Origin of the sequence: Serratia sp. CY52157, from assembly GCF_052168495.1 — a bacterium.
Lineage (GTDB): Bacteria > Pseudomonadota > Gammaproteobacteria > Enterobacterales > Enterobacteriaceae > Serratia > Serratia ureilytica.
In genome coordinates, this window is sequence record NZ_JBJNMO010000002.1 from 238,622 (window position 1) to 264,731 (window position 26,110).

Here is a 26,110-nt window from a genome sequence, read left to right on the forward strand (position 1 = left end):
GCCTCAGATCGGGCAGCCCCCCATTTTTTCTTCTTCGCTCAGGGTATCCAGCTGCAGGATGTTCAGCATGCTGTTGGCGATCTCACGTTCGCCCATCACCACCTGATTGGCGCCGCGATCGGTGATGTAGGCCACCTCGTCGTCGTAGTGGGCGCGGGCGATGATCTCGATGTTCGGCCGCTTGGCGCGCGCCGAGGCGACGATCTCGCCGGCCTCATAGCCGTTGGGGATGGTCAGCAGCAGCCAGCGCGCGCAGTCGAGCCGCGCCAGATCCATCACTTCCGGATTGGCGGCGTTGCCCAGCACCGTCTTGATGCCCTGTTCGCGCAGCGCTTCCACCCGCGGGCGGGAGTTCTCGATCACCACCAGCGGAATGCCCGCCTCGGCCAGTTTGCCGCCCAGCAGGCTGCCGACGCGGCCGTAGCCGACCACCAGCGCATGGTTGCACATGTCCACCGGGATCTGCTTCTCTTCTTCCACCGCCTCTTCGAGGATTTGCTCTTCGATGGTTTCGGTTTTGGCCAGATAGCGCTCCAGCAGGGTGAACAGCAGCGGGTTGAGCATGATGGACAGAATGGCGCCGGCCAGCACCAGATTGCGCCCGTGTTCCGACATCATGCCCAGCGCGATGCCGAGGCCCGCCAGAATAAAGGCGAACTCGCCGATCTGCGCCAGGCTGGCGGAGATGGTCAGCGCGGTGCGCTTGGAGTGGCCGAACATTTTCACCAGCAGGAACGCGGCGGCGGATTTGCCGAACACGATGATCGCCAGCGTCGCCAGCACCGCCAGCGGTTCGTTAATCACGATCATCGGATCGAACAGCATGCCAACCGAGACGAAGAACAGCACGGCGAACGCGTCGCGCAGCGGCAGGGTGTCGTGCGCCGCGCGGTGGCTCAGCTCGGACTCGTTCAGCACCATGCCGGCGAAGAAGGCGCCCAGCGCGAAGGAGACGTCGAACAGCTTCACCGCGCCGTAGGCGATGCCAAGCGCCAGCGCCAATACCGCCAGGGTGAACAGCTCGCGCGAGCCGGTGCTGGCGGTTTTCGACAGGATCCACGGCACCAAACGGCGGCCGACCACGATCATCAACGCAATGAAGGCGATGACCTTGCCGATGGTCAGCGCCAGCTCCATCAGCAGCTGGCTGCTGCTGGCGTTGTCGTTGCCCAGCATATTGCCGAAGGCGGGCAGTAATACCAGCGTCAGCACCATCGCCAAATCTTCGACGATCAGCCAGCCGATGGCGATTTGCCCGCGCTGGCTGTCGATCAATTGCCTCTCCTCCAGCGCGCGCAACAGCACCACGGTGCTGGCGGTGGAGAGACAGAGGCCGAACACCAGGCCGGAGATCAGATCCCAGCCGAGCAGCTTGGACAGCCCCATGCCGAGCAGGGTAGCGACGGCTATCTGCGCCACGGCGCCGGGTATGGCGATAGATTTTACTGCGAGGAGGTCTTTCAAAGAGAAGTGCAGGCCAACACCGAACATCAACAGGATAACGCCGATTTCCGCCAGTTCCGGCGCCAGTGAGGTATCGGCGACGAAACCGGGGGTGAACGGGCCGGCGAGCACCCCTGCGGCCAGATATCCCACCAGGGGTGAGATGCGCAGGCGGTTCGCCAGCATACCGAGGAGGAAGGCGAGTACTAACCCTCCGACGATGGTGGTGATGAGCGGTGTTGAATTATGCATCCATACTCCTTCTGGCTATGCATCGCGGCACGGGAGAAACGCAACAAAGTTACGAAAAGATACATTTAGTTTATTGCATTTGTTCGCGGCTTGCTTGGCTAATTTGGCCTTTTTTGTAAAAAAGCAGAGGATTTCGCTTAAGGCGCGGCAATGAGGGAGTTTTGTGCCAGATAAACCAAATAACATTGATTTATCCGTAGGATAACCCGGATGAATAAATAATTTCATCCGGGCGGTTCGCGGGGTTATTGCGGTTTATGCTCCATATTGGGCAGTAGCGCGGTGATAATGCCGATCAGCGGCAGGAAAGCACAGATTTGGTAGACCAGCTCGATACTGGTCAAATCGGCGACATAACCAAGAACTGCCGCGCCTAACCCGCCCATACCGAAAGCAAAACCGAAGAATAAACCGGAAACCATGCCGACTTTACCGGGGATCAGCTCCTGTGCGTAGACCAGGATGGCGGAGAACGCCGAGGCGAGAATAACCCCGATGATCACCGTCAAAATGCCGGTCCAGTACAGGGATGCATGGGGTAAAATAAGCGTAAATGGTGCTGCGCCAAGGATTGAGCCCCAAATAACGTATTTTCTCCCTATCTTGTCGCCAAGAGGCCCGCCGATGATGGTTCCGGCGGCCACCGCGAACAGGAAGGCGAACAGGTGAATTTGCGCATTCTGCACCGAAACGCCGAACTTATGTATCAGATAAAAGGTGTAATAGCTGCTGATGCTGGCCAGATAGAAGTATTTAGAGAAAATCAGCACCAGCAGAATGCCCAGCGAGTAGGCGACGGTACGTTTTGGCAGCGGTTTCAGCATTGCGGGGCTTTTCGGCTGCCCTTTCGCCGCCCGATGCTGATGTTGGTACCACTTGCTGACCTGCAGCAATACCACGATCGCCAGCAGCGCCGCCAGCGTGAACCAGGCGACGTTGCCTTTGCCGTAAGGCGCGATGATCAGCGCGGCCAGCAGCGGGCCGAGCGAGCTGCCGAAGTTGCCGCCGACCTGGAACAGCGACTGCGCCAGGCCGTGTCGTCCGCCGGAGGCCATGCGCGCCACGCGCGAGGATTCCGGGTGGAATACCGATGAGCCGGTGCCCACCAGCGCCGCTGCCAGCAGCACCAGCGGGAAGGTGTTCGCCACCGACAGCAGCAGCAGGCCGGACAGGGTAAAGCCCATGCCGATAGGCAGTGAGTAAGGCTGCGGGTGTTTATCGGTGTAATAGCCGATCAGCGGTTGCAGCAGGGAAGCCGTTAGCTGATAGGTCAGGGTGATCATACCGATCTGCACGAAGCTGAGGTGGAAATCGGCTTGCAGGATCGGATAAATCGCCAGGATCAGCGACTGGATCATATCGTTGAGCAGGTGAGACACGCTGATGGCGCCGAGGATGGAGAAAGCGGTCCTCTTTACCGTACTGCCCTTGGCGGGCGGCATCGCGCTTTGGCTACTGTCGGTCATATTATTATTAGCCTGATAAGTTGTTGAGCACAGAGATGACATCTTAGGCAGGGCGTTCAATTTTTACCATATCTGAAATAATCAGACTCACATCGCAAAAAATTGAAATCAGCTGTCATTAATTCGCGCTACAATTTCGCCCTCATCATAAAAGCCATTTAATACACGGAGATCCGCCATGCGTTTTTCGCTGAAAACCACCGCATGCGCGTTGGCCGTATCCCTGACGCTGCTGTCGGGGGCCGCCAGTGCCTGGGAAAAGGATAAGACCTACGCCATCACCATTCTGCATACCAACGATCATCACGGTCACTTCTGGCAGAACGATCACGGTGAATACGGTCTGGGCGCGCAGAAAACCCTGGTGGACGGCATTCGCCGCGAAGTGGCGGCGCAGGGCGGCAGCCTGCTGTTGCTGTCCGGCGGCGATATCAACACCGGCGTGCCGGAATCGGACCTGCAGGACGCCGAGCCGGACTTCCGCGGCATGAACCTGGTGGGTTACGACGCGATGGCGATCGGCAACCACGAATTCGACAACCCGCTGAGCGTGCTGCGCCAGCAGGAGAAGTGGGCGACCTTCCCGCTCTTGTCCGCCAACATCTACCAGAAAAGCACAGGCCAGCGCCTGTTCAAGCCTTATGCCTTGTTCGACAAACAGGGTATCAAGATTGCCGTGATCGGCCTGACGACCGACGACACCGCCAAGATAGGCAATCCGGAGTACTTCACCGACATGGAGTTCCGCGTGCCGGCGCAGGAAGCGAAGCAGGTGGTGGAGCAACTGCGCAAGGACGAGAAGCCGGACGTGATCATCGCCGCCACCCATATGGGGCACTACGACAACGGCGAGCATGGCTCTAACGCGCCGGGCGACGTGGAGATGGCGCGCAGCCTGCCGGCGGGATATCTCGACATGATCGTCGGCGGCCACTCGCAGGATCCGGTGTGCATGGCCGGCGACAACCGCAAACAGGCGGATTACGTACCGGGCACGCCATGCTCGCCGGATCGTCAGAACGGCACCTGGATCGTGCAGGCGCACGAGTGGGGCAAATACGTCGGGCGCGCCGATTTCGAATTCCGCAACGGCGAGCTGAAGCTGGTGCATTATCAGCTGATCCCGGTGAACCTGAAGAAGAAGGTGGAGAAAGCCGACGGCACCAGCGAGCGCGTGTACTACACCCAGCAGATTGCGGAAGATCCGACCATGATGAAGCTGCTGACGCCGTTCCAGGATAAGGGCAAGGCGCAGCTGGGCGTGAAGATCGGCAGCGTCAACGGCAAGCTTGAAGGCGATCGCAGCAAGGTGCGCTTCGTGCAGACCAACCTGGCGCGGGTGATGCTGGCGGCGCAGAGGGAGCGCGCCGACGCCGACTTCGCCGTGATGAGCGGTGGCGGGGTGCGCGATTCGATTGAAAGCGGCGATATCACCTACAAGAACGTGCTCAAGGTGCAGCCGTTCGGCAACACGCTGGTGCATGTCGATATGAAAGGGCGCGAGGTTGAACAGTATCTGGCGGTGGTGGCCAACATGAAGCCGGATTCCGGCGCCTATGCCCAGTTCGCCAACGTCAGCCTGGTGGCGGACGGCAAGGGTGTCAGCGAGGTGAAGATCAACGGCCAGCCGCTGCAGGCGGATAAAACTTACCGCATGGCGACGCTGAACTTCAACGCGCTGGGCGGCGACGGCTATCCGAAGCTGGACGGGCTGCCGAGCTACGTCAACACCGGCTTTATCGATGCCGAAGTGCTGAAGCAGTACATCGAGAAACACTCGCCGCTGGATGCAGCGGCCTACGAGCCGAAGGGCGAAATCGTCTATCGCTAGGGGCGTCGCGGAACGGCGCTCTCGCTTGTCGCGGGGGCGCCGTTCCCCCCTCGCTTTTCTCCTCTGCATCAACGCCTTTTGTCAGCGTTGCCGTTTTAAACGGCGTCTTACTTCCTTCTCTCCATATACGCCCTCGGCGGGCAGCCCGCCATATTCTTGAAAAAAGTGGCGAAGGCGCTGTCGCTGGAAAACGCCAGCCGACCGGCGACGTCGGATTGGCTCATCCCTGCGGCCAGCATCTCTATCGCTTTGATCAGGCGCCATTGCTGACGCCATTGTTGATAACCGAGCCCGGTTTCACGGCGGAAAATCCGGCTGATGGTTTTCTCGGAAGCGCCGCTATAGCGCGATAGCTCGTGCAGCGGCGGAAGCATGTCCAGATTGGCCAGATGGCGCAGGCGGCGGTCGCTGGGCAGCGGCAGCAGCGTCAGTTCGCGCGGCGCGGCGGCGATCTCGTCCAGGCAGACCGCCAGAATATTGGCGTAAGGCCCATGCTGCCAGTCGGTGTCGAAGGCGGCGAACGCGATGCGTTCCAACACCTCGCGCAGCAGCGGCGAGGCTGTCAGTACGGCAAGCTGCGCAGGCAGACAGGCATAGCGATCGGCGTCGAGATAAAGCGAACGGTAACCGACGACGCCGTTGACCTGAACGCGGTGAGTCACCTGCGGCGGGATCCAGGCGACTCTGCCCGGCGGCAGCATGCAGATGCTTTGGTTGAGCGTGATGCGCATGCTGCCTTGCTGACAGAACAGCAACTGCCCCCTGTCATGCCAATGCGTGCCCGAGTCGTGCTGCGCCAGTTCGGCGGCGATCCCGAGCACCCCGTTGTCGAGCGTATCCGGATTAAAACTGTCCTGCGCCTGCAGCCACGCCATAGTCTGTCCGATTTTGTAAATTTATTGTCTTTTATATTGTAATCGGCGCTGGGACCAGATGCTACCTTGTGCAGCCTATTCTTGGCTACAGGATCTGTTATGCAACGTAAACTGACGCTGACGTTGGCGACGTCGATGATGATGTTTCCCCAGGTGGTGGAGACCATCTACAGCCCGGCATTGACGCATATTGCGCACGGTTTCCGGGTCAGTGCGGAAATGGCGGCGCAAACGCTCTCTTGTTACTTTTTCGCCTTTGCGCTGGGCGTGGTGGTATGGGGACGGATGTGCGACGTCATCGGACGCCGTCCCACCATTTTGGCCGGGCTGACGCTCTATCTGCTGGCTTCTCTCGTTGCGCTGTTCAGCGGCAGCTTCAGCGTACTGCTGGCCGCGCGGGTGCTGGCCGCCTTTGGCGCGGCGGTCGGTTCGGTCGGGACGCAAACGGCGATTCGCGATCGCTTCGACGGTTATGAATTGGCGCGGGTGTTCTCGGTGATGGGGATCGCCATGGCGATCAGCCCGGCGGTTGGCGTGTTGAGCGGCGCAGTGCTGACTCACTATTGGGGCTATCAGGGGGTGTTCGGCGGTTTGGCGCTGTTGGCGGCGCTGTTGCTGGGCTATGCCGGTTGGCAACTGCCGGAGACGCGTCCGCAGCAGGTGGTGAAGAATTCATTTTTCGGCACGCTGGGACGGATGGTCAAGGACGGGGATATTTGGCTCAGCGCGCTGTTGGTGGCGTTGTTCAATATTTGCATGTTCAGCTATTACCAGCTGGCGCCATTCCACTTCTCGGCGTTGGCGCTGCCGGCACAGTGGTTCGGTTATACCGGTTTGGTGTTGGCGGCCGGGGTGGGTATCGGCGCGGCGATCAACAAGTTTTTGATCGGCAAGCACTGGCTGTTCCCCGCGCTGTTGATGCTGGCCTGCGGATTATCGCTGACTGGCGGCCTGCTGGTACTGCTGCTGGAAGGGACCTTGTGGTTCGTTCTGCCGATGATGCTGGTGGTGATGGCGTACGGTATCGCCATTCCCAATATTCTGGCGCGCGCGCTGCGCCATTATAAAGACTGCATGGGCACCGCCGGCGCCATCCTTGGCCTGATGTATTACCTGATGCTCGGCGGTGGCTTGGTGTTGGCGGGGCTGTCGCAGCACCTGGGCGCCGTGCTGTCGCTCTGCAGCCTCTGCGTGCTGCTGTTGGCGTGGCGGGTGGTGCACAACGAGCGTCGTTTGGCGATGCTTGAGAGTGAAAACGCCTGACGGCTATATGCTGGCCGGTTCACTCAGGTGGCCTGCCAGCAACTGGTGAATGCCGGCTATCACGGCGTCGCGCTGCGTGGTGATATACATATGCCCGCCGGCAAAAGTGCGCTGCTGAAAATCGCCTTGCGCGATCCGGCGCCAGTCGAGCAAATCCTGCCGATCGATCAGCTCGTCGTTTTCACCATAAAACATCGCCAGCGGGGCGGGGTAACCCGGTTGCTCAGGGAAAAGCAATTGGCTGGACAGCATCAGATCGGCACGGATCAGCGGCAGATAGTAATCGAGCAGCGCGCTGTCGCCGATGAGCGACGCATCCAGACCCTCGCCGGCACATAGCGCGTTCAACAAAGCGGCACGCGGCATTCTCAGCAACGAACTGTGGCGCGCCAGGAAGGGCGATGAACTGGCGGAAATGATCAACTGCAGCGGCGGCTGAGGCAGCGCCGTCGCTAACGCCAGCGCAACCCGTCCGCCAAGACTGTGGCCGAAAAAGATCAGCGGTTTGTCCTGCAGTGGTTGCAGTGCCGGCATCAGTTGATTGATGAGTGATTGGGGGTGACAGAGCGGCGCTTCGTTTGCCCGCTCCTCTCGACCGGGGTATTGCACGGCATAGAGTTCGATGTCCTGATGCAACGAGGGGCTCCACCCCTGAAAGGCTGTGGCGCCGGCGCCGGCATGAGGAAAAGCGATCAGCCGCAGGCTGCCCTGGCGCCCTGGCGTCAGCGGTTTCAAGCTGCGTGGGGCGTTGGGGAAGTGGGTGCAATGCATGGCGAAATCCGTATTTTCAGGGGGCCAAGGAAGCCTTAGCTTCCTTGGCGTTAAGGAACGTATTCAGTTGATGGCGTTCCACAATTCATCGAAGATCGGCGTGAACAGCGTAGATTTCAGATAGTCTGAACCCGATGAACCGCCGGTACCTTTCCGCTGCCCGATAGTACGTTCCACCAGTTTCACATGGCGGTAACGCCACTCCTGCAGCAGTGAATCCAAATCCAGCAGTTGATTGAGCAGCAGCGACTCGCAGCTCGAACGCGTCAGCGATTGCCTGATGATGTCGTCGAAGCCTTGCGCCGCCTGATTGGACTGATCATTGAGACGCATCAGATGGCCGCGTATTGCCTGCCATAGTGAAACCGGTTGGATGATAGCCGCCAATCGGCGCTGTGCCTCTTCATCACCCTGATACTGCTGTAGTTTTTTCGGATTTTCCTTGCCGAGCAGCGCTTCTATGCCGGCGAACTGGTAGGATTGAAAACCGCTGGCGGTGCCGAGATAGCTGCGAAAACGCTGGAATTCGTGAAACTTCAGCGTGCAAATCACGGCGATCTGATTCACCACGGTTTGGGTAATGGCATTGACGCGCGTCATCGTTTCGATCGCCGCCGGTATATCTCCTTCTTCGATCTGCGCGATCGCCAGATGAAGCTCATCGATCAACTGCTTGAACCAGAGCTCGTAGGTTTGATGAGTGATGATAAACAAGTTTTCATTGCGGTGTTCCGCAGACGGCGAGGCTGGCTGTTGCAGCGACAGCAGCTGGTTTAGCTGCAGATAGCTGGCGTAATTCATGATGTCACTTTCCCTGTAGAAAACGAAAATAAGATGGGCCGGCTGGGAAGGGCATCCCCGCTCAGATCCGGCAGTTGAATGGTCAGAAAATAGTGTCCCGCCGTGGCCTGCGCGGGAACCTGAATCAGCTCGGTCACGGAGGCGTATTTGCGCCCTTCTTGCGGCCTGTCGGGGGCCTCAAGCCCCCAAAAACGTCGATGGTTGTCCATGCGTCCGCCGTCGTAGAGACGGTCGATCGACGGAATGTCCACCAACAGATGCTGGACGCCGAGTTCGACGATGCGCGCCAAGGCTTGATGGCTGAAGTAGGGCGCGCAGGACGCGGCGCGGAATTCGCTCGGTGCCTCGACCGCAATCACCAAAGCCTGCAGGTAGTCGCCCGACAACGGCGCCAACGCGTCATCGAGCGCCGCCCGGGTAATCAGCCAATCTTCACAGGCAGCGCTGGCGTTATAGCTCTCCGCGGTCGCGTCCGCTCGCTGCGGCCTGATGCGAATCAGGGTGGCGGCGATGAACGGTTCAAGCGGCAAGTCAGCCACGTTGCGCGTTTCAGGAAGAATATGGCCGATGCATTCGGTGTGCGTACCATGGCAGTGCGGCACCAGGCTGATGCGCTCGGCGTTGCAGACCCCGCCATGACGCACGCTGGCGACGGTATCGCCGTAACTCAGCGGCGCCGAGTCGGCGGGGGCCACACCATAAAGGTTGGTTGGGTTATCGGCGAAGTCCAGCCTGGCCGAGAGCCGCAGCGGCTCTCGGTGGTCAAGGTGATGACAACGCCCTTGGTGGTACACCTCAATGCGTTTCATCGGCGACCTCGGCAGTTTTGCTCAAGGCCAGCGCGGTAAGTCCGCGGATCTGGCTGTGCATGATGAATTCGCGGATAGTCAGCGAGACGCCCATCTGTTGACGAATGGCGTGCAGCAGCTGCGGGATCTGCAGTGAATTTCCACCCAGGCTGAAGAAGCTGTCGCAGACGCTGATCTGCGTCTGTGACAATACTTGTTGCCAGATATGCTGCATGGCGCTTTCCGCCTCGTTGGCCGCGGGCGTGTAGTCCGCTTCGGAAGCCGAGTAGCGGGTTTCCGGCGCCGGTAGCCGACGGATGTCGATTTTGTTGTTGTTGGTGAGCGGGAAGGCCGACAGCACCACAAAACCGGACGGGATCATGATATTCGGCAAACGGGCTTTCAGCGCCGTGCGTACCGCTTTTTCATTCAGCTCTTCGCCCGACGTTAACTGCAGGTAGCTGACGATGCGGGCCTGCTGGCCTTCACCGACAATTAAACTGAGTGACCGCTCGATATTGTCGAGGGACGATAGACTGAGATCGATTTCGCTCAACTCAATACGGTGGCCGCGAATTTTGACCTGGTGATCGTTCCGGCCGAGATACTCCAGCTGCCCCTGTCGATTAAAACGCACAATGTCGCCGGTGCGGTACATATAGCGCTCGGCGCCGAACGCCTGACGCCGTAGAAAGACCTTATCGCTCAGCGTCGGATTGCGCCAATACCCCGGCGATACCCCTGCGCCGCCCAGCCACAGCTCACCAAATGCGCCGCTTGGCAGCGGGTTGCCGGCCTGATCCATGACCAGAACCTCAGTCGCCTGGATCGGCGTGCCGATACAGTCGCTTGCGCCTTCGTGAGTCAGATCGGCGCAGGTCGACCAGATGGTGGTTTCCGTCGGGCCATACACCTGCAGCACCCGTGTCGCGATGCGTCGCAATTGCGTCAACAGGGCCGCCGGCATTTTCTCGCCGCCGCATAGCACGGTCAGGGGGCGTTGGCTCGCCGCCGGCAGGTGGTGGACGATGGTACTCCAGACGGTAGGTGTTGCTTGAATCACGCTGGGCTGCTGTCGCTCGATAAAGTGATACAGCTTGACCGGATCCATGGCGGTTTCTCGTGGACACAGCGTGACGTGCGCGCCGCCGGCCAGCGAGCAGAACAGTTCCAACCCAAAAATATCGAAACTGATGCTGGTCAGGCTGAGCACCCTATCGCGCGCGCTCAGCGCCAGCCGCCCGACGAAGTCGTTGGTGAAATTGTTCAGGTTGCCATGCGTGATCATCACCCCTTTGGGGTTACCGGTTGAGCCTGAGGTGTACATGATGTAGGCCAGCGTATCGTCGGCTGGGATCGGCAACGCGTCGGCCGCTGCAGGATGAGAAACCAGCGAGTCGAAACCGACGGCGGGACTGGCCCAACCTTGCTCTGGCTCACCATCGGTCACCAGCAACCGGGCTTGCGCGTTCTCGATCATGTAGCTCACGCGGTCGGCCGGGTAGTGTACGTCAATCGGCACGTAGTGTTTGCCGGCTTTCAGCACGCCGAGCAGGAGCACGGCGACGTGGCAACTTTTCTCCATCATGACGCCGACCGAGAAAGGCCGGCTGTCGATGCGCAGCAATGCATGCGCGACGCGCTCAGACTGCGCCCACAGCTGACGGTAGCTGTACTGTTGCCGTTCGCAGCTGACGGCGAGGCTGTCAGGCTGAGTATGTGCCAACCGGCCAATGTGCATCAGCAGCGAGTCACGTGAACCTGCGTCGGCGTTGACGGCCAACTGTTGCAGCCACTGTTGTTCCCGTTCGCATAGCGGGTTGAGGGCAAGCTGCGCCGTATTGGCCGGCAGGGTGAGCAGTTGCCGCAGCGTTTGCTGATAGTTGTCCAACAGCATTTGCATGCTGGCGGGATAAAACAGTTCGCTGGCGTAATCGAGTTCGATGGCGACGGCGTCCTGTTCCACACTGAAGTTCCAGGTCATATCGAACATCGAGAAGCCGGACGAAAGCGGCAAGCGATGCAGCGTGCAATCGCGCAGGTTTTGTTGGCATACGTCACCGGCGTTCTGCAGGATAGCCATGATCTGGAATAACGGATTTTTGTTCGACATCCGTTCGTATTCGATCTGGTGCAAGATCCGGTCGAAGGAGAGCTGCTGATGCTGGTAGGCGCCGATGCAGGTTTCCATCATGTTACCGATCAGTCCGGCCAGGGTGTCCTGTTCGCTCAGTTGGATACGCAGCGGTACGGTATTGACGTGGAAGCCGCTGACCTGCGCCTGATCCAGGTTGTCCCGCGCTGCGATGGCGGTGCCGATGACGATATCCTGCTGCTGGGTATAACGGCTGAGCAGCAAACTTAATGCCGCGCAGAGCAAGGCGAAAGGCGTGGCGCCCAGCGCTTTGCCCCGTGACGCCAGCAGACCGGCTACGTCAGGCTGCAGCTGATAATGGATGCGCTCTCCGGCGTGCGTCGGCATTAGCGGGCGCGGTTTATCCAGCGGGAAGTCCAGTTCGCGGCAGTCTTGCAGTTGCTGTTGCCAATAAGCAACATCCGCCGGCGCAGGTGACGCGATGCCGCTATTGACGATGTCGATAGTTTGAATCTGCGGTTGCGGTGCGTCTAAGCCGTGGTGATCGTCGAGCTCGTTATAGCGCTGCCACAGATCGTTAAGGATCAGTTGTTCGCTCCAGGCATCGGTAATAATGTTGTGTTTTACCCAAATCAAAACATGGTGCTGCTGCTGATACTGGACCAGCCGAAGCACCAGCGGCGGACGAGCGGTGATGTCGAAAGGCGTGGCACACAGTTGGCGCACCCACTTTTCTGCCGAAAGCGTTTGGCCGTCCACCCAGTGATCGGCAAGGCGAATCGGGGTATGTGGTTCTGCCAACTGATAGGCGATACCGTCGGTTTCGGTGAAACGAGTGCGCAGGCTTTCATGTTTTTCATAAATAAAATTGAGCGCCTGCTCAAAGCGGCCCAGATCAAGCGGGCCCTGGATGTCTATCGCCAGCGGCAGGTTGTAACTGCAGTCGTCAGGATTCAATGCGCTCAGGTACCAAAGCAGGTTCTGCTGTGGGCTGAGCGGCGCGCGGCGTTCGTCGCAGATCGCGATGGCGCGCTCCGCGGCAACGGCCTTATTCTCGATATATTCGGCCAGTTTGCGCACCGTATTGTGGCGGAACAGTTCGGCGATGCTCAGATGGCAGCAAAGATCGCGTGCGACGAGCGCGACGATTTTGCTCATGGTCAGCGAGTGCGCGCCCAGGTTGATGAACTCCTGGGTGACGTCGGCTTGCGGACAGCCGATCGCGTTGGCCACGATGCGCTCGAGAATGGCCTCCGTTTCGGTTTCCGGCGGCGTCAGGCGCTCATTCCGCTCATCCAGTGGCCAGTTTTCCAACTGTTGGCGGGCGATCTTGCCATTGATGGTCAGCGGCAGCGCCGGCAAGAAAATAAAGACGCTGGGGATCGCGGCGGGATGGAGCAGTGTGACCAACGCGTGGCGCAGCGCGTCGATCGTCAGCTCAGGCGAAGCGGGTTGCACGAAGGCGGCGAGAATTTTGCCCGAGGGCTGGCTGCGAGCGACCACGCAGGCGCTTTCAACCAGTGGATGACTGCGGACGGCGCTTTCCACTTCTCCCATCTCGATGCGCACTCCGCGTATCTTCACCTGGTGATCACGGCGGCCGACGAAAATAATGTTGCCCTGTTCGTCCCATTTGGCGATGTCGCCGGTTCGATAAAGACGCTCTTCGGCCGCCATATACGGTAGCCGACAGATAATGAACTTCTCTGCGCTCAGCGCCTCTTGATGCAGGTAACCGTGCGCCAGGCCGCTGCCGGCGATGCACAGTTCGCCCTCAAAACCGACCGGCAGTGGATTATGGTGGAGATCAAGGATGTGGCAACGGTAGTTTTTCAGCGGTTTGCCAATGCAGTTCCAGGGAACGCCGGGACGATACTCGCACAGCGAAGTGGCAATGGAAGCCTCGGTCGGCCCGTAACCGTTGCACAATCGGGTGCGTTCGGCCCACCAGGCGACGACGTCTGCAGGTGGGGCGTCTCCCATGACGATCATCGTCCGCAGTCCCGGCCACATTTCGCGGGGCAACAATTCCAGAATTGCCGGCGTAATAGTGATATGGCCGATATCGTGTTGAGTCAGATAGTCGTGCAGCGCGCCGACATCGGTATGCAGCTCCGAGGGCGCAAGATAAAGCGTCGCGCCGCTGACTAACGCGCCATAGACGTCCCAGCCGAAGGCGTCGAAACCCAGCGAGGCGATGGCCAGCACGCGGCTGCCTTGCGCCAGTCCAATGAAATCGCGGTGGTTTTGCGCCACGTTGCTCAGGCCTTCCCGCCCGATCATGACGCCTTTGGGCTTGCCTGTCGTCCCGGAGGTATAGCAGACGTAAGCCAGAGCGTCTCGCGATTGAGGGAGTTGCTCCGCATGGATGTTCAGCGAACGGTAATCAATGCTTGATGGCGCAATGCATGGCGCGTCGCCGGAGTGCAACGGCGAGTCGGCCAAAATCAGCGCGGGCTGTACGTCGTCAAGAATGCTTTGATTGCGTGCCGCTGGCGCCTGCGGGTCGAGCAGCACATAGGTTTTATTGCTTTTCAGTATCCCCAACAGCACGATCAGCAGCGTCGCTGACTTGTCCATCGAGACGGCGACGACCGAACTGGCGGCGCCGCTGTGTTCAAGCAGCCAACAGGCAAACTGATCCGAGGCGCGATCGATTTCTCCATAGCTGTATGTCTGGCCATCGGCATGCAGCGCGGCCTGTTGCGGATGAGCGGCGGCGGCGTGGCGGAACAAAGCGATGACGTCGTGCGCCAGGAGCTCGGCATCGTCGGTTGCGTTGAATTGGCTCAGGCGATGTAACGTGTGAGGTTGAGTAACAATGGGCGCGGCGATGGGATCGGCCGGATCTGCCAATAGCGCGTCAAGATAGTCGGTGAAGGCGTTGAAACGCATGTCGTCGCCATACAGGGTAAGCTGAGTGCCGTCACCGCAAGCCGCTACGTCGACCATCACTCGTGGCTGGGCATAGCGTCCCTGTTTGAGCGCGCCGGTTTCATTAAAGAAGAAATGTTGCAGCTGTGCGGGGGACGTGATGTCCGCTACCGGCACCGTATGGAAGTCGGCGCCGGGTTGCCAGGTGAGATGGCAGAGATCGCTGCCGCAACGTCCCTGCATCTGATCGCCAAGACGTTCCATCAGCAATGCGGTCAATTCGCGCATGCGCGTCGGTGATTCGGCATAGTATTTACGCGCCAAGCGGTAGGGAAGTTCTTGTACCGGCGGTATACCGCCACGCGACAGCTCGACCACAATGTCGACAAGCCTTTCCTGCAGCAGGGGAAGTTGGGCGTCAGTGGCCATATCCGACAGCGCATCGCACAGATAAGCGGCCTGGCCGGCGGAGCTAAAGTACAGAGAGAAGTGTTCTTGGTTTTGCAGGGTGTCAATGTCGTTAATATTTTTTTTATTGGTTGCGAGCGTCAGCAGATTTTTTCCCTGCTGTTGCAGTCGTCGTATTGTTTCAGCGTTATTTTCAGTGGTGATAATAAGGTCGAGCTTTTCGGTTGGGCGGTGTTCGAGACTGATAAAGCTAACCTGATGGCCGTATTCCTGGATTTCGTCGGTTAATAATTTACCGCAGGCGCTGTCGCCGAAATAGCCAATATGAAGTAATTCCATTTTTGCTTCCTGAGAATAATGGTTTCCCTTGCGGAATATCAAAGGCGGTGGATTTTTATACCGGTTAATTAGATTTTTACATGCAGCGCATCGGCGATAGGCAAATCAGCCAGAATGCCCGATTTATTCAGCGCCACCAACATTTGCTCCGTGACGATATTATTGGTTTCCCACGGTTTAACATGCGTTGCTGGATAAGTGTCTGCGATGATGTCGATAATTTCCGCTTCTGTCAGTCCGAGTTGGCGCAACATGCAGGCGCTGAAATCTTTGGCGATAGCGTCGGTTGCGTAGCCTTCCAGGAAAGCCAAAATCGGTTGTTGCAACGCTTGCTTGGTCGCCGCGTCGCTGTGGCGCCAGATATGGCTCAGCACCTGCTGTGAGAAGCGGGCATGGCGGCCTTCATCCGCAACGTGATCTTTCATCACCAGATAGAAGGTCGGGAAGATATCTTCGTTGTTGATCACATCGATCAGATCGGTCGTCAGCGCCTGCTCCGACAGGGACACGCAAACCAGTCGCAGCAGCTCACGCAGCCGTTCGTCGCCCATTGCCAACGATTGCGCCAGGGCATAGGAGGCCTCGGTATCTTTTGGCATCGGCAGCGGCGCAATGGATGTCATCTGCTCTACCTGATTGATCAGATCCAGCGCCACCAGGGCGTGATAGGACTCATCCACGACCACGGTCAGCGCGTCTAAGCGCATTTCAAGCGGAAAGTCTACGCCGACCGCGTTTTTGTAGAGCTTGTAACTGGAATCATTGATGATATCCAACTCGATGTTGGCGATGCCATTCAGGTAATGGTAGAGGGTTTGTACCTGAATATAGCGCAAGGCTTGTTCACCGAGCGCGGCAACGCGCGGATGGAGGCACAGCGGCAGACGTTCGAGGGGGAAGAAAAGGGTTGATTGGCTGTCCTGTTCGTTGAGAAGGCGACGCGGGCGGGAGCGGACAATCGCGGCGCGATCCCATTTTTTCAACGTGGTTTCAATGAGGCTCATCGGTTAATCCTTATTAATAGAGTTCTATTTCAATATCCGATTGTGAATAGGCGCAGCAGGCCAGAATAATATTCTCTTCTAACTCCTCTTCGCATAAGGCACTCTGTTTTTCATGGCGTATATTTCCGCTGATTAGAAGTAATTTGCAACAGCCGCACCTCCCCTTTCGGCATAGGTTGGGAATGTCGATATTTAATCTTTCAAAGTTTTCAAGCAGCGACGTTTCAGGACAAAAGTCACCGATGCCCGCGCCATCAAAAATAACTTGATGACCATCGGGCCCTGTATTTACAGACATGGCGTGTTATTCCCTATGGAAGTCAGTGAGTGAGATCACATTTTAAAATTCATATAAGTAAATTGTTATTAATAATAGGTTGTGAGTTTTAATGGGGAGTAACGATAGCTTTGGCTTTGTTTATTGTCAACACGACACATTAAAAACATTAACATTATATTAAAGGTTGTTTCACATAATATAGTTCATATTCAAACTTTATTGCCTGGATTGTTTAGCAATTCTTATTATTGCTTGTTTTATAATATCAATAGGCAAAAATCGTTGTTCAGTGAATGGAAAACAGGACGTCGCCGCCTTCCAATGATAGCCTGAGTGACAATTTGGTTTTGATAACGCAAACAGGAAGATGACATGTTGAAAACCGCAGGCTGGCTGCTGCCCGCCATTGTGGCGCTGGCGGGGTGTTCGTCATCCGGCGAACGTCATGGACAAACCCTCAGCCAGGCGCTGGCGGCCCTCGGCCAGGACAAGGCGTTGGTCGGGGCGTCGAACGGCGTGATGGTGCGCGATGCCGACAGCGGCAAGGTGCTGTATCAGGCGCACGCGGAGCAGCGTTTGGCGCCGGCTTCCAACATGAAGATATTCACTTCTTTGGCGGCGTTCGGCGTGCTGGGGGCGGATTACCGGTTTGAAACCCGGCTGCTGACCGCCGGCGAGCAGCGCGGCGACACGTTGCGGGGAGATCTCTATCTGCAGGGCAGCGGCGATCCGACGCTGCATCCGGACGATCTCGACACCTTCGCCGCGGCGCTGGCGCAGCGCGGCATCCGTCATATACAGGGGCGGTTGTTGCTGGACGCCGGCGCCTTCGATCAAACGCCATTCGGCGCCGGCTGGAGCTGGGACGATGAACCCTTCGCCTTCGCTGCGCCGATCTCGGCGCTGAACTACGCCTTTACTCCCGGCGGCGATATCAACGTGGTGCAGGTGGATGTGCGGCCGGGCGCTCGCGCCGGCGCGCCGGGACGGGCGAGCTTCTATCCCGCCAATGACGCGGTGACGCTGGTCAATCGCACCACCACCGGTAGTGACACCGCGCTGACGTACGAGCGCCGGCCGGGCAGCAACCGGATCGTGGTCAGCGGCACCATCGCCGCACAGGCGGAGGCCAGCTCGCGATTGATTACCGTCGATCAACCGGCCCTCGTCGTCGGCGCTTTATTGCAACATGCTCTGCGCGCGCACGGCATCACCCTGCGCGGCAACGCTGAAGAGGGCGTGACGCCGGCCGGCGCACAGCTGCTGGCGCAAAAAACCTCGCCGCCGCTCTCCCGCCTGGTCGTCACCTTCCTGAAAGTGTCCAATAACGGCTACGGCGAGATATTGACCAAGGCGATGGGCCGCAAGACGCAGGGTAAAGGGGATTGGGCCGCCGGCCTTCAGGCGATAAACGGATTTGTGCAAAGCCAGGGCATCGCGGCCGACGCGTATCGCCAGGTGGACGGTTCAGGGCTGTCGCGCATGAACCAGATCACGCCGCAACAGCTGACGACGCTGCTGCTGGCGGCCAGAAAACAGCCGTGGTTCGCCGACTGGTATCGCGCCTTGCCCGTCGCGGGCGAGCCGGGGTTGCTGGTGGGCGGCACGCTGCGTAACCGCATGGTGAAAAGCGCGGCGGCGGGGCGCGCTCACGCCAAGAGCGGTTCCATGACCGGCGTATCGTCGCTCAGCGGCTATGTTGATTCGGCGACCGGGCGGCCGCTGGCGTTCGCCATCATCAGCAATAACTATCTGGTGCCCGGCGCGCAGGTGAAGGCGTTGGAGGACCGCCTGGTGGAAACGCTGGCGGCCTGTGACGCCACGGTGGTGTGCCGCTGAGTACGCGGCGTCAGTCGCGTTTGGCGATGTCGGCGAAGCTGCCGGCCAGCAGGCGGCACAGATCGGCGGCGGCCAGCTCAATATCCAGCCCGCGTTTGCCGCCGGAAACGTAAATGGTGGCGAACGCTTGCGCCGGGCTGTCGATCACCGTCGGCAGCCGTTTTTTCTGCCCCAGCGGGCTGATGCCGCCCACCAGATACCCGGTGACGCGCTGCGCCAGCTGCGGATCGGCCATCTCGGCCTTTTTGGCGCCGAGGGCGCGGGCAACCTTTTTCAGATCCAACTGGGTTGCGACCGGCGTGACCGCCACTGCCAGGTGTTTGGCGTCGCCGTTCAGCGCCACCAGCAAGGTTTTGTAAACCCGATCGGCATCCAGCCCCAGCTTTCTCACCGCCTCATCGCCGAAGTTGGTTTCGTCGCTGTCGTGGTGATAAGGATGGAGGGTGAAGGCGACCTTTTGTTTCTCAAGCAGAACGACTGCGGGCGTCATGATGTGTTGTCCAAAATGTCCCCGGCGGGGAAAGGGTGATAACCAGCCTTAAAAATACAAAAATCCAACCAGCCCGGCAACCTGAGCGGCTGTTACATAAAGCGGGTTGCCAAGATATTCACCGGGTTGCTACCCTGTTTACTGTAACCGTTAACACGGTTGCTATGCGTATAACTAGAATACAAGAAATTCCTCTTTGACTGGCCAATAGCGATATTGGCCACTTTTTTACCCCTGCGGCTGCAGCATCGCCGGCAGGTTATCCTCGCCATACAGGTGCAATGCGCCAACCGCCACCACATAGTCTCCGGCCGGCAGCGCCTCCAGCTGACGCCGCCAGTCGCGATTGCGTTGATGCATCAGCACGTCGTAAAGCCCGGCGCTGAAGGTGGCCGGCAGCGTGTCCAGCGTACCGCGCGGTTTGGCGTCCAGCCACCAGCTCACCATGGTTTGCAGCAGCCGCGCGTTGGTATGCCAATGCTCCAGCGTATCGCGCAGCAGCGCGATGCCGCCTTCCGGCAGCTGTTCCAGCATCGCCAACTGCTGCTGCGCCCCCTCGAGTTCGATCACCGGTTTGTCCTGCGCTCTGGCGGCCTGCAGCAGCTGATAATCTACGCCGTACTCTGCGCGCAGACCCAGACGCTGGGCCTGCCGCGCCTGCATCATCAGCGCCACCTGCCAGCCGGGCAGGGTGGCGAAGGCGTGCGGATCGGCGCCCAGTTCGTGGCACAGCGCCAGCAGCTGTTGATATTCTTCGGCGGACAGGCGCTGTTCCAGTTCGGGCTGTTGCTCTGCGTGGTCGAAAGGGGAGGCGGTGCCGGTGATATCGGCTTCGACGATCAGCGCGTCGGCCTGTTGCAGCCGGGCGGCCAGCCGGGGCGGCAGCGGCGCCATATCGACGGTGCCCATATGGATGCTGCCCACCAGATGGAGCCGACGCTCGCCCGGCAGAGTGATGTCCAGCGCCGGATAAGCGTAACTTTTGGGCGAGATCAGGCCGAGAAAGGCGGCGAGGCGGCGTAACAGTTGACCCATACGGCGTGGCTCCTGAATAACGGGTGCGCGTTTTCGCGTGCAAGGCGAGGGAAAATCGTCATTCATGCTAAACGCTATCCGCCGCGCAGGGAAGCCCGGAAAACAGCGGGGCGCCTTGGCGGCGCCCCGGAGCTTACTTCCTGGGTTTAAAACGCAGCAGCCGGTTGGCGTTGCTGACTACGGTAATGGACGACAGCGCCATCGCCGCGCCCGCCACCACCGGGCTGAGCAGCGTGCCGGTCAGCGGGTAGAGCACGCCGGCGGCGATCGGAATGCCCAGCGTATTGTAGATAAAGGCGCCGAACAGGTTCTGCTTCATGTTGCGCAGCGTGGCCTTCGACAGTTCCACCGCATCCGCCACGCCGTGCAGGCTGTGACGCATCAGGGTGATGGCGGCGGTCTCGATGGCGATGTCGCTGCCGCCGCCCATCGCGATGCCCACGTCGGCCTGCGCCAGCGCCGGGGCGTCGTTGATGCCGTCGCCGACCATCGCCACGCGTTGGCCCTGCGCCTGCAGCTGTTTGATCGCCGCCGCTTTGCCGTCCGGCAGTACGCCGGCAATCACCCGATCGATACCGGCTTCTTTGGCGATGGCATTGGCGGTCACCGGGTTGTCGCCGGTCAGCATCACCAGCTGATATCCCTGCTGGTGCAGGCGCTGCAGCGCCGCGATGCTGTCCTCGCGCAGCGGATCGCGAATGGCGAACAGCGCGGCCGGTTTACCGTCAACGGCCAGCAGCACCGGCGTCACGCCGCGTTCGGCCTGGGCGCGCATCGGCGCCTCCAGTTCGTCGGCCGCGACCTGATGTTGTTTCAGCAGCGCGGCGTTGCCCAGCAGCACCTGCACGCCGTCGATCTCCCCGCTGACGCCGGCGCCGCGCAGGGTGCGGAACTGCGCCACCTGCGGCAGCGTTTGCCCGGCGGCGCGTTCCATGATGGCGCGCGCCAGCGGGTGATTGGAGCCTTGTTCCAGCGCGGCGGCCCAGCCGAGCGCCTGCTGTTCGCTGACCTGATTGAAGGTCAGGATCTCCACCACCTGCGGTTTCCCTTCGGTCAGGGTGCCGGTTTTATCGAACACCAGGGTATCCAACTGGCTGGCCTGCTGCAGGGCGTCGGCGTCGCGCACCAGCACGCCGAATTCCGCCGCGCGGCCCACGCCGGAGATGATCGACATCGGCGTCGCCAATCCTAACGCACATGGGCAGGCGATGATCAGCACCGTGGTGGCGATCACCAGCGTATAGACCAGCTGCGGCTGCGGACCAAAGAAGTACCACACCGCCGCGCTGAACAGGGCGATCGCCACCACCGCCGGCACGAACACCGCCGAGACGCGGTCGGCCAGTTGGCCAATCGCCGGTTTACTGCTCTGCGCCTGACGCACCAGTTTGATGATGCGCGCCAGCGTGGTTTGGCTGCCGATGGCGGCGGCGCGGAACAGCACGCTGCCGTCGTCGACTACCGTCCCGGCATGCACCGTGTCGCCGGGGCCTTTTTGCTGCGGCACCGCTTCGCCGGTCAGCATTGCTTCATCAAGCCAGACTTCGCCCTGCACGATTTCACCGTCGACCGGCACGCGATCGCCGGTGGTCAGCCGCAGCGTCATGCCGAGCTGCACCTCCGCCAGCGGAATATCGCGCTCGCCGTCGTCGGTTACCAACCGCGCGGTAGGCGGCGTCAGATCCAGCAACCGCTCCAGCGCCTGCGAAGAACGCTGACGGGCGCGCTGCTCCAGCGCATGGCCGAGGTTGATCAAACCGATGATCATCGCGCTGGCCTCGTAATAGAGGTGGCGCGCCTCCATCGGGAAGAAATCGGGCCAAATGTTGACGGCGATCGAGTAAAGCCAGGCAGCGCCGGTGCCGAGCGCCACCAGGGTGTCCATGGTGGCGCTGCCGTTCATCAGCGCGCGCCAGGCGTTGCGGTAGAAGTGCCCACCGGCGAACACCATCACTGCCAGGGTGATGACGCCGACCAGCAGCCAAGGGCGCTGGGTTTCCGGCGTCAGCGTCATGCTGCCGCCGAACAGCCCCCAGGCCATCAGTGGGATACCCAACGCCAGACCCAGCGCCGCCTGCCAGCTAAAGCGCTTCATGTTGGCGCGTGCGGTCTGCTGCTGGCGCTCGCGGCGTTCGGTTTCATCCTGAATCATTTCGGCGCCGTAGCCAGCTTTTTCCACCGCCGCCACCAGCGCCTGCGCATCGGCGGCGCCGGTCACCAGCGCGCTGCGTTCCGCCAGGTTGACGCGCGCATGCTCTACGCCGGGAACGCTTTGCAGCGCCTGCTGCACTTTATTGACGCAGCTGGCGCAGGTCATGCCGCTGAGCAGCAGCTGTACGCTGTCGTCCGCGCCGTCGGTTGCCGGAAGGGGAGATTGCGCCGCTGGCTGAACGTCCGGCAACGAAGGTGTTGCGTCAGTCAACGGCTCAGTTTTTGGGGCGACGGCGCCCGCTACGCTGGCGTGATAGCCGGCATCTTCCACCGCGGCGATCAGCGCCTGCGGATCGGCATCGCCGTATACTTTCGCGCCGTCGATAGCGACATCGGCGGCGAACACGCCCGGCACCGCTTCCAGCGCCTTGCGGGTGGTGCCGACGCAGTGCATGCAGCTCAGGCCGCTCAGCTGCAGTTCGGTATCGGCGTGCGGCGCGACTTCGGCCTGATAGCCGGCGGCGATCACGCTGTCGATCAGCGCGCTGTCCGGCGCGTCGCCGGTCACTTTGGCGTAATGGACGTTAACCTCCGCCTGTTCGACATCGCTGCGGCTTTCCAGGGCTTTTTTCACCCGCTGCGCGCAGTTCATGCAGGACAACCCCTGCAATGCCAGCATAGTGGTGTGTGACATGATTGAACTCCTTGCGTAGAGGCGGTGTTTAAAGGTTGACCGCCTGACCTATTTTCACTAAGAATGGAGCTTAAACCTTCCAGCAAGGGTAAGGTCAAGGAGGGAAAATGAATATTAGCGACGTCGCGAAAAAAACCGGTTTAACCAGCAAGACGATTCGTTTTTACGAAGAGAAAGCGTTGATTACCGCCCCGATTCGCAGCGACAACGGTTACCGCCACTATTCCGCCAAGCATGTCGAAGAGCTGACGCTGCTGCGTCAGGCGCGGCAGGTGGGCTTCAACCTGGACGAGTGCCGCGAACTGGTAGCGTTGTTCAACGATCCGGCCCGCCACAGCGCCGACGTGAAGGCGCGCACGCTGCAGAAGGTGGCGGAGATCGAAAAGCACATCAGCGAGCTGGGGAACATGCGCCAGCGCCTGTTGACGCTGGCGGAACAATGCCCGGGCGACGAGGGGGCGGAGTGCCCCATCATCAATAACCTGGCGGGGTGTTGTCGTTCTAATTAGCGGCCGATGGCACGGATCACCAGCGTGACCCCTTCCACCGCCACCACTTCCACTTCGGTGCCGGCGGGCAGATCTTCCGCCGCCTGCGCGCGCCAGCTGCTGTCGCCGATATTGATGCGCCCCATGCCGTTGTGCATCGGCTCCGTCAGCGTGGCGCGGGTGCCGATCAGCTGACGGTTGCGCTGGTTGAGCACCGGCGAACCGCCGGATGCGGCCGCCGGGCGACGCAGCCAGTACCACCACAGATAGGCGACGACGACGGTCAGGACGGCGAAGATCACGCCTTGCCATTCCCAGGAAAGCGGTGGCAGCAGCCAGATCAAGGCACCGACCAACAGCGCCGCCACGCCGCTCCACAGCAGGTAGCCGCCGGCGCCGAGCATTTCCGCCGCCAGCAGCACGCCCCCGAGGGAGAGCCAGAACCACAGCGGATTCGCCGCGATCAGTTCGAGCATGATTATTTGCCTTTGCTTTCTTTCAGCAGTTCGGTAATGCCGCCGATCGAGCCGAGCAGGCTGCTGGCGTCCAGCGGCATCATCACCACTTTGCTGTTGTTGGAGGAACCGATCTTCTGCAGCGCATCGGTGTATTTCTGCGCCACGAAGTAGTTCACCGCCTGAATGTTGCCGCTGGCGATGGCGTCGGACACCAGCTGGGTGGCGCGCGCCTCGGCCTCGGCGGCGCGCTCACGCGCTTCCGCCTGCAGGAACGCCGACTGACGTTCGCCCTCGGCCTTCAGGATCTGCGATTGCTTCTCCCCTTCGGCGCGCAGAATGGCCGCCTGACGCACCCCCTCCGCCTCGAGGATGTCGGCGCGCTTGGTGCGCTCGGCCTTCATCTGGGCGTTCATCGAGGCGATCAGTTCCGCCGGCGGCCGCACGTCGCGGATCTCGATACGGGTGATTTTCACCCCCCAAGGATTGGTCGCTTCATCGACGATGTGCAGCAGGCGGCTGTTGATGCTGTCGCGCTGCGACAGCATTTCGTCCAGCTCCATCGAGCCGAGCACGGTGCGGAAGTTGGTCATGGTCAGGTTGACGATCGCCTGTTCGAGGTTGCTGACCTCGTAGGCGGCGCGCGCCGGATCGACCACCTGGATAAAGCACACCGCGTCGATGGCGACGTTGGCGTTATCGCGGGAAATCACCTCTTGGGAAGGGATGTCCAGCACCTGCTCCATCATGTTGATTTTGCGGCCGATGCGGTCCATGAACGGCACCACCAGGTTCAGGCCCGGCATCAGCGTCTTGGTATAGCGGCCGAAGCGTTCTACCGTCCATTGGAACCCCTGCGGCACAATTTTGACGCCGGCGAACACCACAATCAGCGCGACGACGATCACGATGGGAATAAAAGTAAGCATGCGAACCTCCTGTCAGACATATGTAAACAGATATTACGTCAGCGCCGGAAAAATGCCTACTGATACCGCGACTTAATCCAGGGCGCTGACGCAACCCGCGAGCGGTGGATCCCGCGTCTGGAACAGAGTGTTGTCACGACAAGTGTGGCACAGCTGAAAAATAAGTATGCCTAAATGGCATGATTTCAATAATTTTTATTCATTTCATGATGTTGCTCTCCTTGGCTAGAGTAAAAACACCCCCGTGTTTACCGTCAAAAATTTGTCATTTTCATTTGCGACTATGCTTTTTGAAATGACATTTCGGCCAAGGATTGTTATGGATTCGCTCAGTGTTGATGAACTCGCCCAGAAGAACGATCGCTGGTATCGCATTGTGGAGGAGATGTTGGCGGAAGCCGGCGTCGCCATCAACGGCCCGCGCGCCTGGGATATCCGGGTGCATAACCCGGCGCTGTTCAAACGCATTTTGCAGGAAGGCTCGCTCGGCTTCGGCGAAAGCTATATGGACGGCTGGTGGGAGTGCGAACGGCTGGACATGCTGTTCACCCGCATTCTGCAGGCCGGCGTCGATGAACGGTTGCCGAAAAGCCTGAGCGACATCGCGCGCATCGCCTATGCCCGGCTGTTCAATCGCCAATCGCGCAAGCGCGCCTGGCAGGTGGGCAAAGAGCACTACGACATCGGCAACGACCTGTTCCGGGCGATGCTCGATCCTTATATGCAATACTCCTGCGGTTACTGGAAAGAGGCGCAGACGCTGGAGCAGGCGCAGCAGGCCAAGCTCAGGATGATCTGCGAAAAACTGCAGTTGAAACCGGGCATGACGCTGCTGGATATCGGCTGCGGCTGGGGCGGATTGGCGCAGTTTGCGGCGCAAAACTACGGCGTCTCGGTGCACGGCGTGACCATTTCGGCCGAGCAGCAGAAGCTGGCGCAGGAACGCTGCGCCGGGCTGGACGTCGAGATCTTGCTGCAGGATTACCGCGATCTGGATCGTCAGTTCGATCGCATCGTGTCGGTCGGCATGTTCGAGCACGTCGGGCCGAAAAACTACGAGACCTACTTCAGCGTCGCGGCGCGCAACCTGAAGCCCGACGGTCTGTTCCTTCTGCACACTATCGGTTCCAATCAGACCGATCTCAACGTCGACGCCTGGATAGACAAATACATCTTCCCCAACGGCTGCCTGCCTTCGGTGCGGCATATCGCCGAGGCCAGCGAAGGGCGTTTCGTGATGGAGGATTGGCACAACTTTGGCGCCGATTACGATCGCACGCTGATGGCTTGGCTGGAGAATTTCAAACGGGCGTGGCCGGATCTGATGGGCGGTTATTCCGAGCGCTTCGAACGCATGTTCACCTATTACCTGAACGCCTGCGCCGGCGCGTTCCGTTCGCGCAACATTCAGCTGTGGCAGGTGTTGTTCAGCCCGGCGGGCGTGGAGGGCGGGGTGCGGGTCTATCGCTAACCCCCGTCATATTTCAAGCTGGCTGCACGTTCGAGCCCTGGTCACTTAGCTATCTAAGCGCCCAGGGC

19 protein-coding genes are annotated in these 26,110 nt (G+C 59.9%); 5 read left to right on the forward strand and 14 right to left on the reverse strand.

Going from position 1 to position 26,110, the window contains the following annotated elements:
- Positions 1–3 precede the first annotated feature (3 nt).
- Positions 4–1,695, reverse strand: a complete 1,692-nt coding sequence (gene ybaL, locus ACJ8IP_RS10885; RefSeq protein ID WP_004940247.1) for a YbaL family putative K(+) efflux transporter — start codon at positions 1,693–1,695, stop codon at positions 4–6.
- Positions 1,696–1,940: 245 nt separating this feature from the next.
- Positions 1,941–3,161 (reverse strand): MFS transporter, encoded by a 1,221-nt coding sequence (locus ACJ8IP_RS10890; RefSeq protein WP_033651115.1) that lies wholly within the window; start codon positions 3,159–3,161, stop codon positions 1,941–1,943.
- Positions 3,162–3,339: 178 nt separating this feature from the next.
- Here ACJ8IP_RS10890 and ushA point away from each other — a divergent pair, with 178 nt between their 5' ends.
- Positions 3,340–4,992: a bifunctional UDP-sugar hydrolase/5'-nucleotidase UshA gene (gene ushA / locus ACJ8IP_RS10895; RefSeq protein ID WP_033642120.1), complete on the forward strand. Its 1,653-nt coding sequence runs from the start codon at positions 3,340–3,342 to the stop codon at positions 4,990–4,992.
- Between the two features lie 107 nt (positions 4,993–5,099).
- On the opposite strand, the gene ACJ8IP_RS10900 is transcribed toward ushA, so the two are convergent.
- Positions 5,100–5,867: an AraC family transcriptional regulator gene (locus ACJ8IP_RS10900; protein ID WP_442524397.1), complete on the reverse strand. Its 768-nt coding sequence runs from the start codon at positions 5,865–5,867 to the stop codon at positions 5,100–5,102.
- A gap of 99 nt (positions 5,868–5,966) precedes the next feature.
- Between ACJ8IP_RS10900 and ACJ8IP_RS10905 the strand changes: the two genes are divergently transcribed.
- Positions 5,967–7,130 carry a multidrug effflux MFS transporter gene (locus tag ACJ8IP_RS10905; RefSeq protein WP_164057368.1) on the forward strand — a complete coding sequence of 388 codons (1,164 nt, stop codon included), beginning with the start codon at positions 5,967–5,969 and terminating at the stop codon, positions 7,128–7,130.
- A 3-nt stretch (positions 7,131–7,133) separates the two neighbouring features.
- Here ACJ8IP_RS10905 and ACJ8IP_RS10910 read toward each other — a convergent pair whose 3' ends face one another.
- The 6 genes from ACJ8IP_RS10910 to ACJ8IP_RS10935 all read right to left on the reverse strand — a co-directional run bounded on the left by ACJ8IP_RS10910 (position 7,134) and on the right by ACJ8IP_RS10935 (position 16,508).
- On the reverse strand, positions 7,134–7,901 hold the full coding sequence (locus ACJ8IP_RS10910) for a thioesterase II family protein (protein ID WP_084587947.1): 768 nt from the start codon (positions 7,899–7,901) through the stop codon (positions 7,134–7,136).
- Positions 7,902–7,964: 63 nt separating this feature from the next.
- Positions 7,965–8,702, reverse strand: a complete 738-nt coding sequence (locus tag ACJ8IP_RS10915) for a tryptophan 2,3-dioxygenase family protein (protein ID WP_164107004.1) — start codon at positions 8,700–8,702, stop codon at positions 7,965–7,967.
- Positions 8,699–9,511 carry a cyclase family protein gene (locus ACJ8IP_RS10920; protein WP_042783815.1) on the reverse strand — a complete coding sequence of 271 codons (813 nt, stop codon included), beginning with the start codon at positions 9,509–9,511 and terminating at the stop codon, positions 8,699–8,701. Before ACJ8IP_RS10920 ends, ACJ8IP_RS10915 begins: the two co-directional genes overlap by 4 nt.
- Positions 9,498–15,206, reverse strand: coding sequence for an amino acid adenylation domain-containing protein (locus ACJ8IP_RS10925; RefSeq protein ID WP_442524398.1), 5,709 nt, complete (start codon positions 15,204–15,206; stop codon positions 9,498–9,500). The genes ACJ8IP_RS10920 and ACJ8IP_RS10925 overlap by 14 nt, the downstream gene beginning before the upstream one ends.
- 68 nt (positions 15,207–15,274) lie before the next feature.
- Positions 15,275–16,210 (reverse strand): diiron oxygenase, encoded by a 936-nt coding sequence (locus tag ACJ8IP_RS10930; protein WP_147880905.1) that lies wholly within the window; start codon positions 16,208–16,210, stop codon positions 15,275–15,277.
- Positions 16,211–16,223: 13 nt separating this feature from the next.
- Positions 16,224–16,508, reverse strand: coding sequence for a 2Fe-2S iron-sulfur cluster-binding protein (locus tag ACJ8IP_RS10935; RefSeq protein ID WP_072628252.1), 285 nt, complete (start codon positions 16,506–16,508; stop codon positions 16,224–16,226).
- A 354-nt stretch (positions 16,509–16,862) separates the two neighbouring features.
- Here ACJ8IP_RS10935 and dacB point away from each other — a divergent pair, with 354 nt between their 5' ends.
- Positions 16,863–18,329: a D-alanyl-D-alanine carboxypeptidase/D-alanyl-D-alanine endopeptidase gene (gene dacB, locus ACJ8IP_RS10940; protein ID WP_089191273.1), complete on the forward strand. Its 1,467-nt coding sequence runs from the start codon at positions 16,863–16,865 to the stop codon at positions 18,327–18,329.
- A 10-nt stretch (positions 18,330–18,339) separates the two neighbouring features.
- Here the strand turns inward: dacB and ybaK are convergent, their stop codons facing one another.
- The 3 genes from ybaK to copA form a co-directional block, all read right to left on the reverse strand.
- On the reverse strand, positions 18,340–18,819 hold the full coding sequence (gene ybaK / locus ACJ8IP_RS10945) for a Cys-tRNA(Pro)/Cys-tRNA(Cys) deacylase YbaK (protein ID WP_004940240.1): 480 nt from the start codon (positions 18,817–18,819) through the stop codon (positions 18,340–18,342).
- Positions 18,820–19,047: 228 nt separating this feature from the next.
- Positions 19,048–19,854: a TraB/GumN family protein gene (locus ACJ8IP_RS10950; protein ID WP_033651122.1), complete on the reverse strand. Its 807-nt coding sequence runs from the start codon at positions 19,852–19,854 to the stop codon at positions 19,048–19,050.
- Between the two features lie 133 nt (positions 19,855–19,987).
- Positions 19,988–22,699, reverse strand: a complete 2,712-nt coding sequence (gene copA / locus ACJ8IP_RS10955) for a copper-exporting P-type ATPase CopA (protein ID WP_198793341.1) — start codon at positions 22,697–22,699, stop codon at positions 19,988–19,990.
- Between the two features lie 107 nt (positions 22,700–22,806).
- Between copA and cueR the strand changes: the two genes are divergently transcribed.
- A complete protein-coding gene (gene cueR, locus ACJ8IP_RS10960) occupies positions 22,807–23,208 on the forward strand; it encodes a Cu(I)-responsive transcriptional regulator (protein WP_025301807.1) in 402 nt (133 codons plus the stop codon).
- Here cueR and ACJ8IP_RS10965 read toward each other — a convergent pair.
- Both ACJ8IP_RS10965 and ACJ8IP_RS10970 read right to left on the reverse strand, forming a co-directional pair.
- Positions 23,205–23,663: an NfeD family protein gene (locus ACJ8IP_RS10965; protein WP_198793340.1), complete on the reverse strand. Its 459-nt coding sequence runs from the start codon at positions 23,661–23,663 to the stop codon at positions 23,205–23,207. The genes cueR and ACJ8IP_RS10965 overlap by 4 nt on opposite strands.
- A 2-nt stretch (positions 23,664–23,665) precedes the next feature.
- The gene (locus ACJ8IP_RS10970; protein ID WP_004940203.1) at positions 23,666–24,571 is read right to left on the reverse strand and encodes an SPFH domain-containing protein; all 906 of its coding nucleotides are present in this window, start codon (positions 24,569–24,571) and stop codon (positions 23,666–23,668) included.
- 319 nt (positions 24,572–24,890) lie between these two features.
- Between ACJ8IP_RS10970 and cfa the strand changes: the two genes are divergently transcribed.
- Positions 24,891–26,042: a cyclopropane fatty acyl phospholipid synthase gene (cfa, locus tag ACJ8IP_RS10975; RefSeq protein WP_033642134.1), complete on the forward strand. Its 1,152-nt coding sequence runs from the start codon at positions 24,891–24,893 to the stop codon at positions 26,040–26,042.
- Positions 26,043–26,110: the final 68 nt, after the last annotated feature.

Coding starts and splice junctions, on each gene's coding strand:
- ybaL (WP_004940247.1), bottom strand. CDS start 1,695: ATGCATAATTCAACACCGCTCATCACCACCATCGTCGGAGGGTTAGTA.
- ACJ8IP_RS10890 (WP_033651115.1), bottom strand. CDS start 3,161: ATGACCGACAGTAGCCAAAGCGCGATGCCGCCCGCCAAGGGCAGTACG.
- ushA (WP_033642120.1), top strand. CDS start 3,340: ATGCGTTTTTCGCTGAAAACCACCGCATGCGCGTTGGCCGTATCCCTG.
- ACJ8IP_RS10900 (WP_442524397.1), bottom strand. CDS start 5,867: ATGGCGTGGCTGCAGGCGCAGGACAGTTTTAATCCGGATACGCTCGAC.
- ACJ8IP_RS10905 (WP_164057368.1), top strand. CDS start 5,967: ATGCAACGTAAACTGACGCTGACGTTGGCGACGTCGATGATGATGTTT.
- ACJ8IP_RS10910 (WP_084587947.1), bottom strand. CDS start 7,901: ATGCATTGCACCCACTTCCCCAACGCCCCACGCAGCTTGAAACCGCTG.
- ACJ8IP_RS10915 (WP_164107004.1), bottom strand. CDS start 8,702: ATGAATTACGCCAGCTATCTGCAGCTAAACCAGCTGCTGTCGCTGCAA.
- ACJ8IP_RS10920 (WP_042783815.1), bottom strand. CDS start 9,511: ATGAAACGCATTGAGGTGTACCACCAAGGGCGTTGTCATCACCTTGAC.
- ACJ8IP_RS10925 (WP_442524398.1), bottom strand. CDS start 15,206: ATGGAATTACTTCATATTGGCTATTTCGGCGACAGCGCCTGCGGTAAA.
- ACJ8IP_RS10930 (WP_147880905.1), bottom strand. CDS start 16,210: ATGAGCCTCATTGAAACCACGTTGAAAAAATGGGATCGCGCCGCGATT.
- ACJ8IP_RS10935 (WP_072628252.1), bottom strand. CDS start 16,508: ATGTCTGTAAATACAGGGCCCGATGGTCATCAAGTTATTTTTGATGGC.
- dacB (WP_089191273.1), top strand. CDS start 16,863: ATGTTGAAAACCGCAGGCTGGCTGCTGCCCGCCATTGTGGCGCTGGCG.
- ybaK (WP_004940240.1), bottom strand. CDS start 18,819: ATGACGCCCGCAGTCGTTCTGCTTGAGAAACAAAAGGTCGCCTTCACC.
- ACJ8IP_RS10950 (WP_033651122.1), bottom strand. CDS start 19,854: ATGGGTCAACTGTTACGCCGCCTCGCCGCCTTTCTCGGCCTGATCTCG.
- copA (WP_198793341.1), bottom strand. CDS start 22,699: ATGTCACACACCACTATGCTGGCATTGCAGGGGTTGTCCTGCATGAAC.
- cueR (WP_025301807.1), top strand. CDS start 22,807: ATGAATATTAGCGACGTCGCGAAAAAAACCGGTTTAACCAGCAAGACG.
- ACJ8IP_RS10965 (WP_198793340.1), bottom strand. CDS start 23,663: ATGCTCGAACTGATCGCGGCGAATCCGCTGTGGTTCTGGCTCTCCCTC.
- ACJ8IP_RS10970 (WP_004940203.1), bottom strand. CDS start 24,571: ATGCTTACTTTTATTCCCATCGTGATCGTCGTCGCGCTGATTGTGGTG.
- cfa (WP_033642134.1), top strand. CDS start 24,891: ATGGATTCGCTCAGTGTTGATGAACTCGCCCAGAAGAACGATCGCTGG.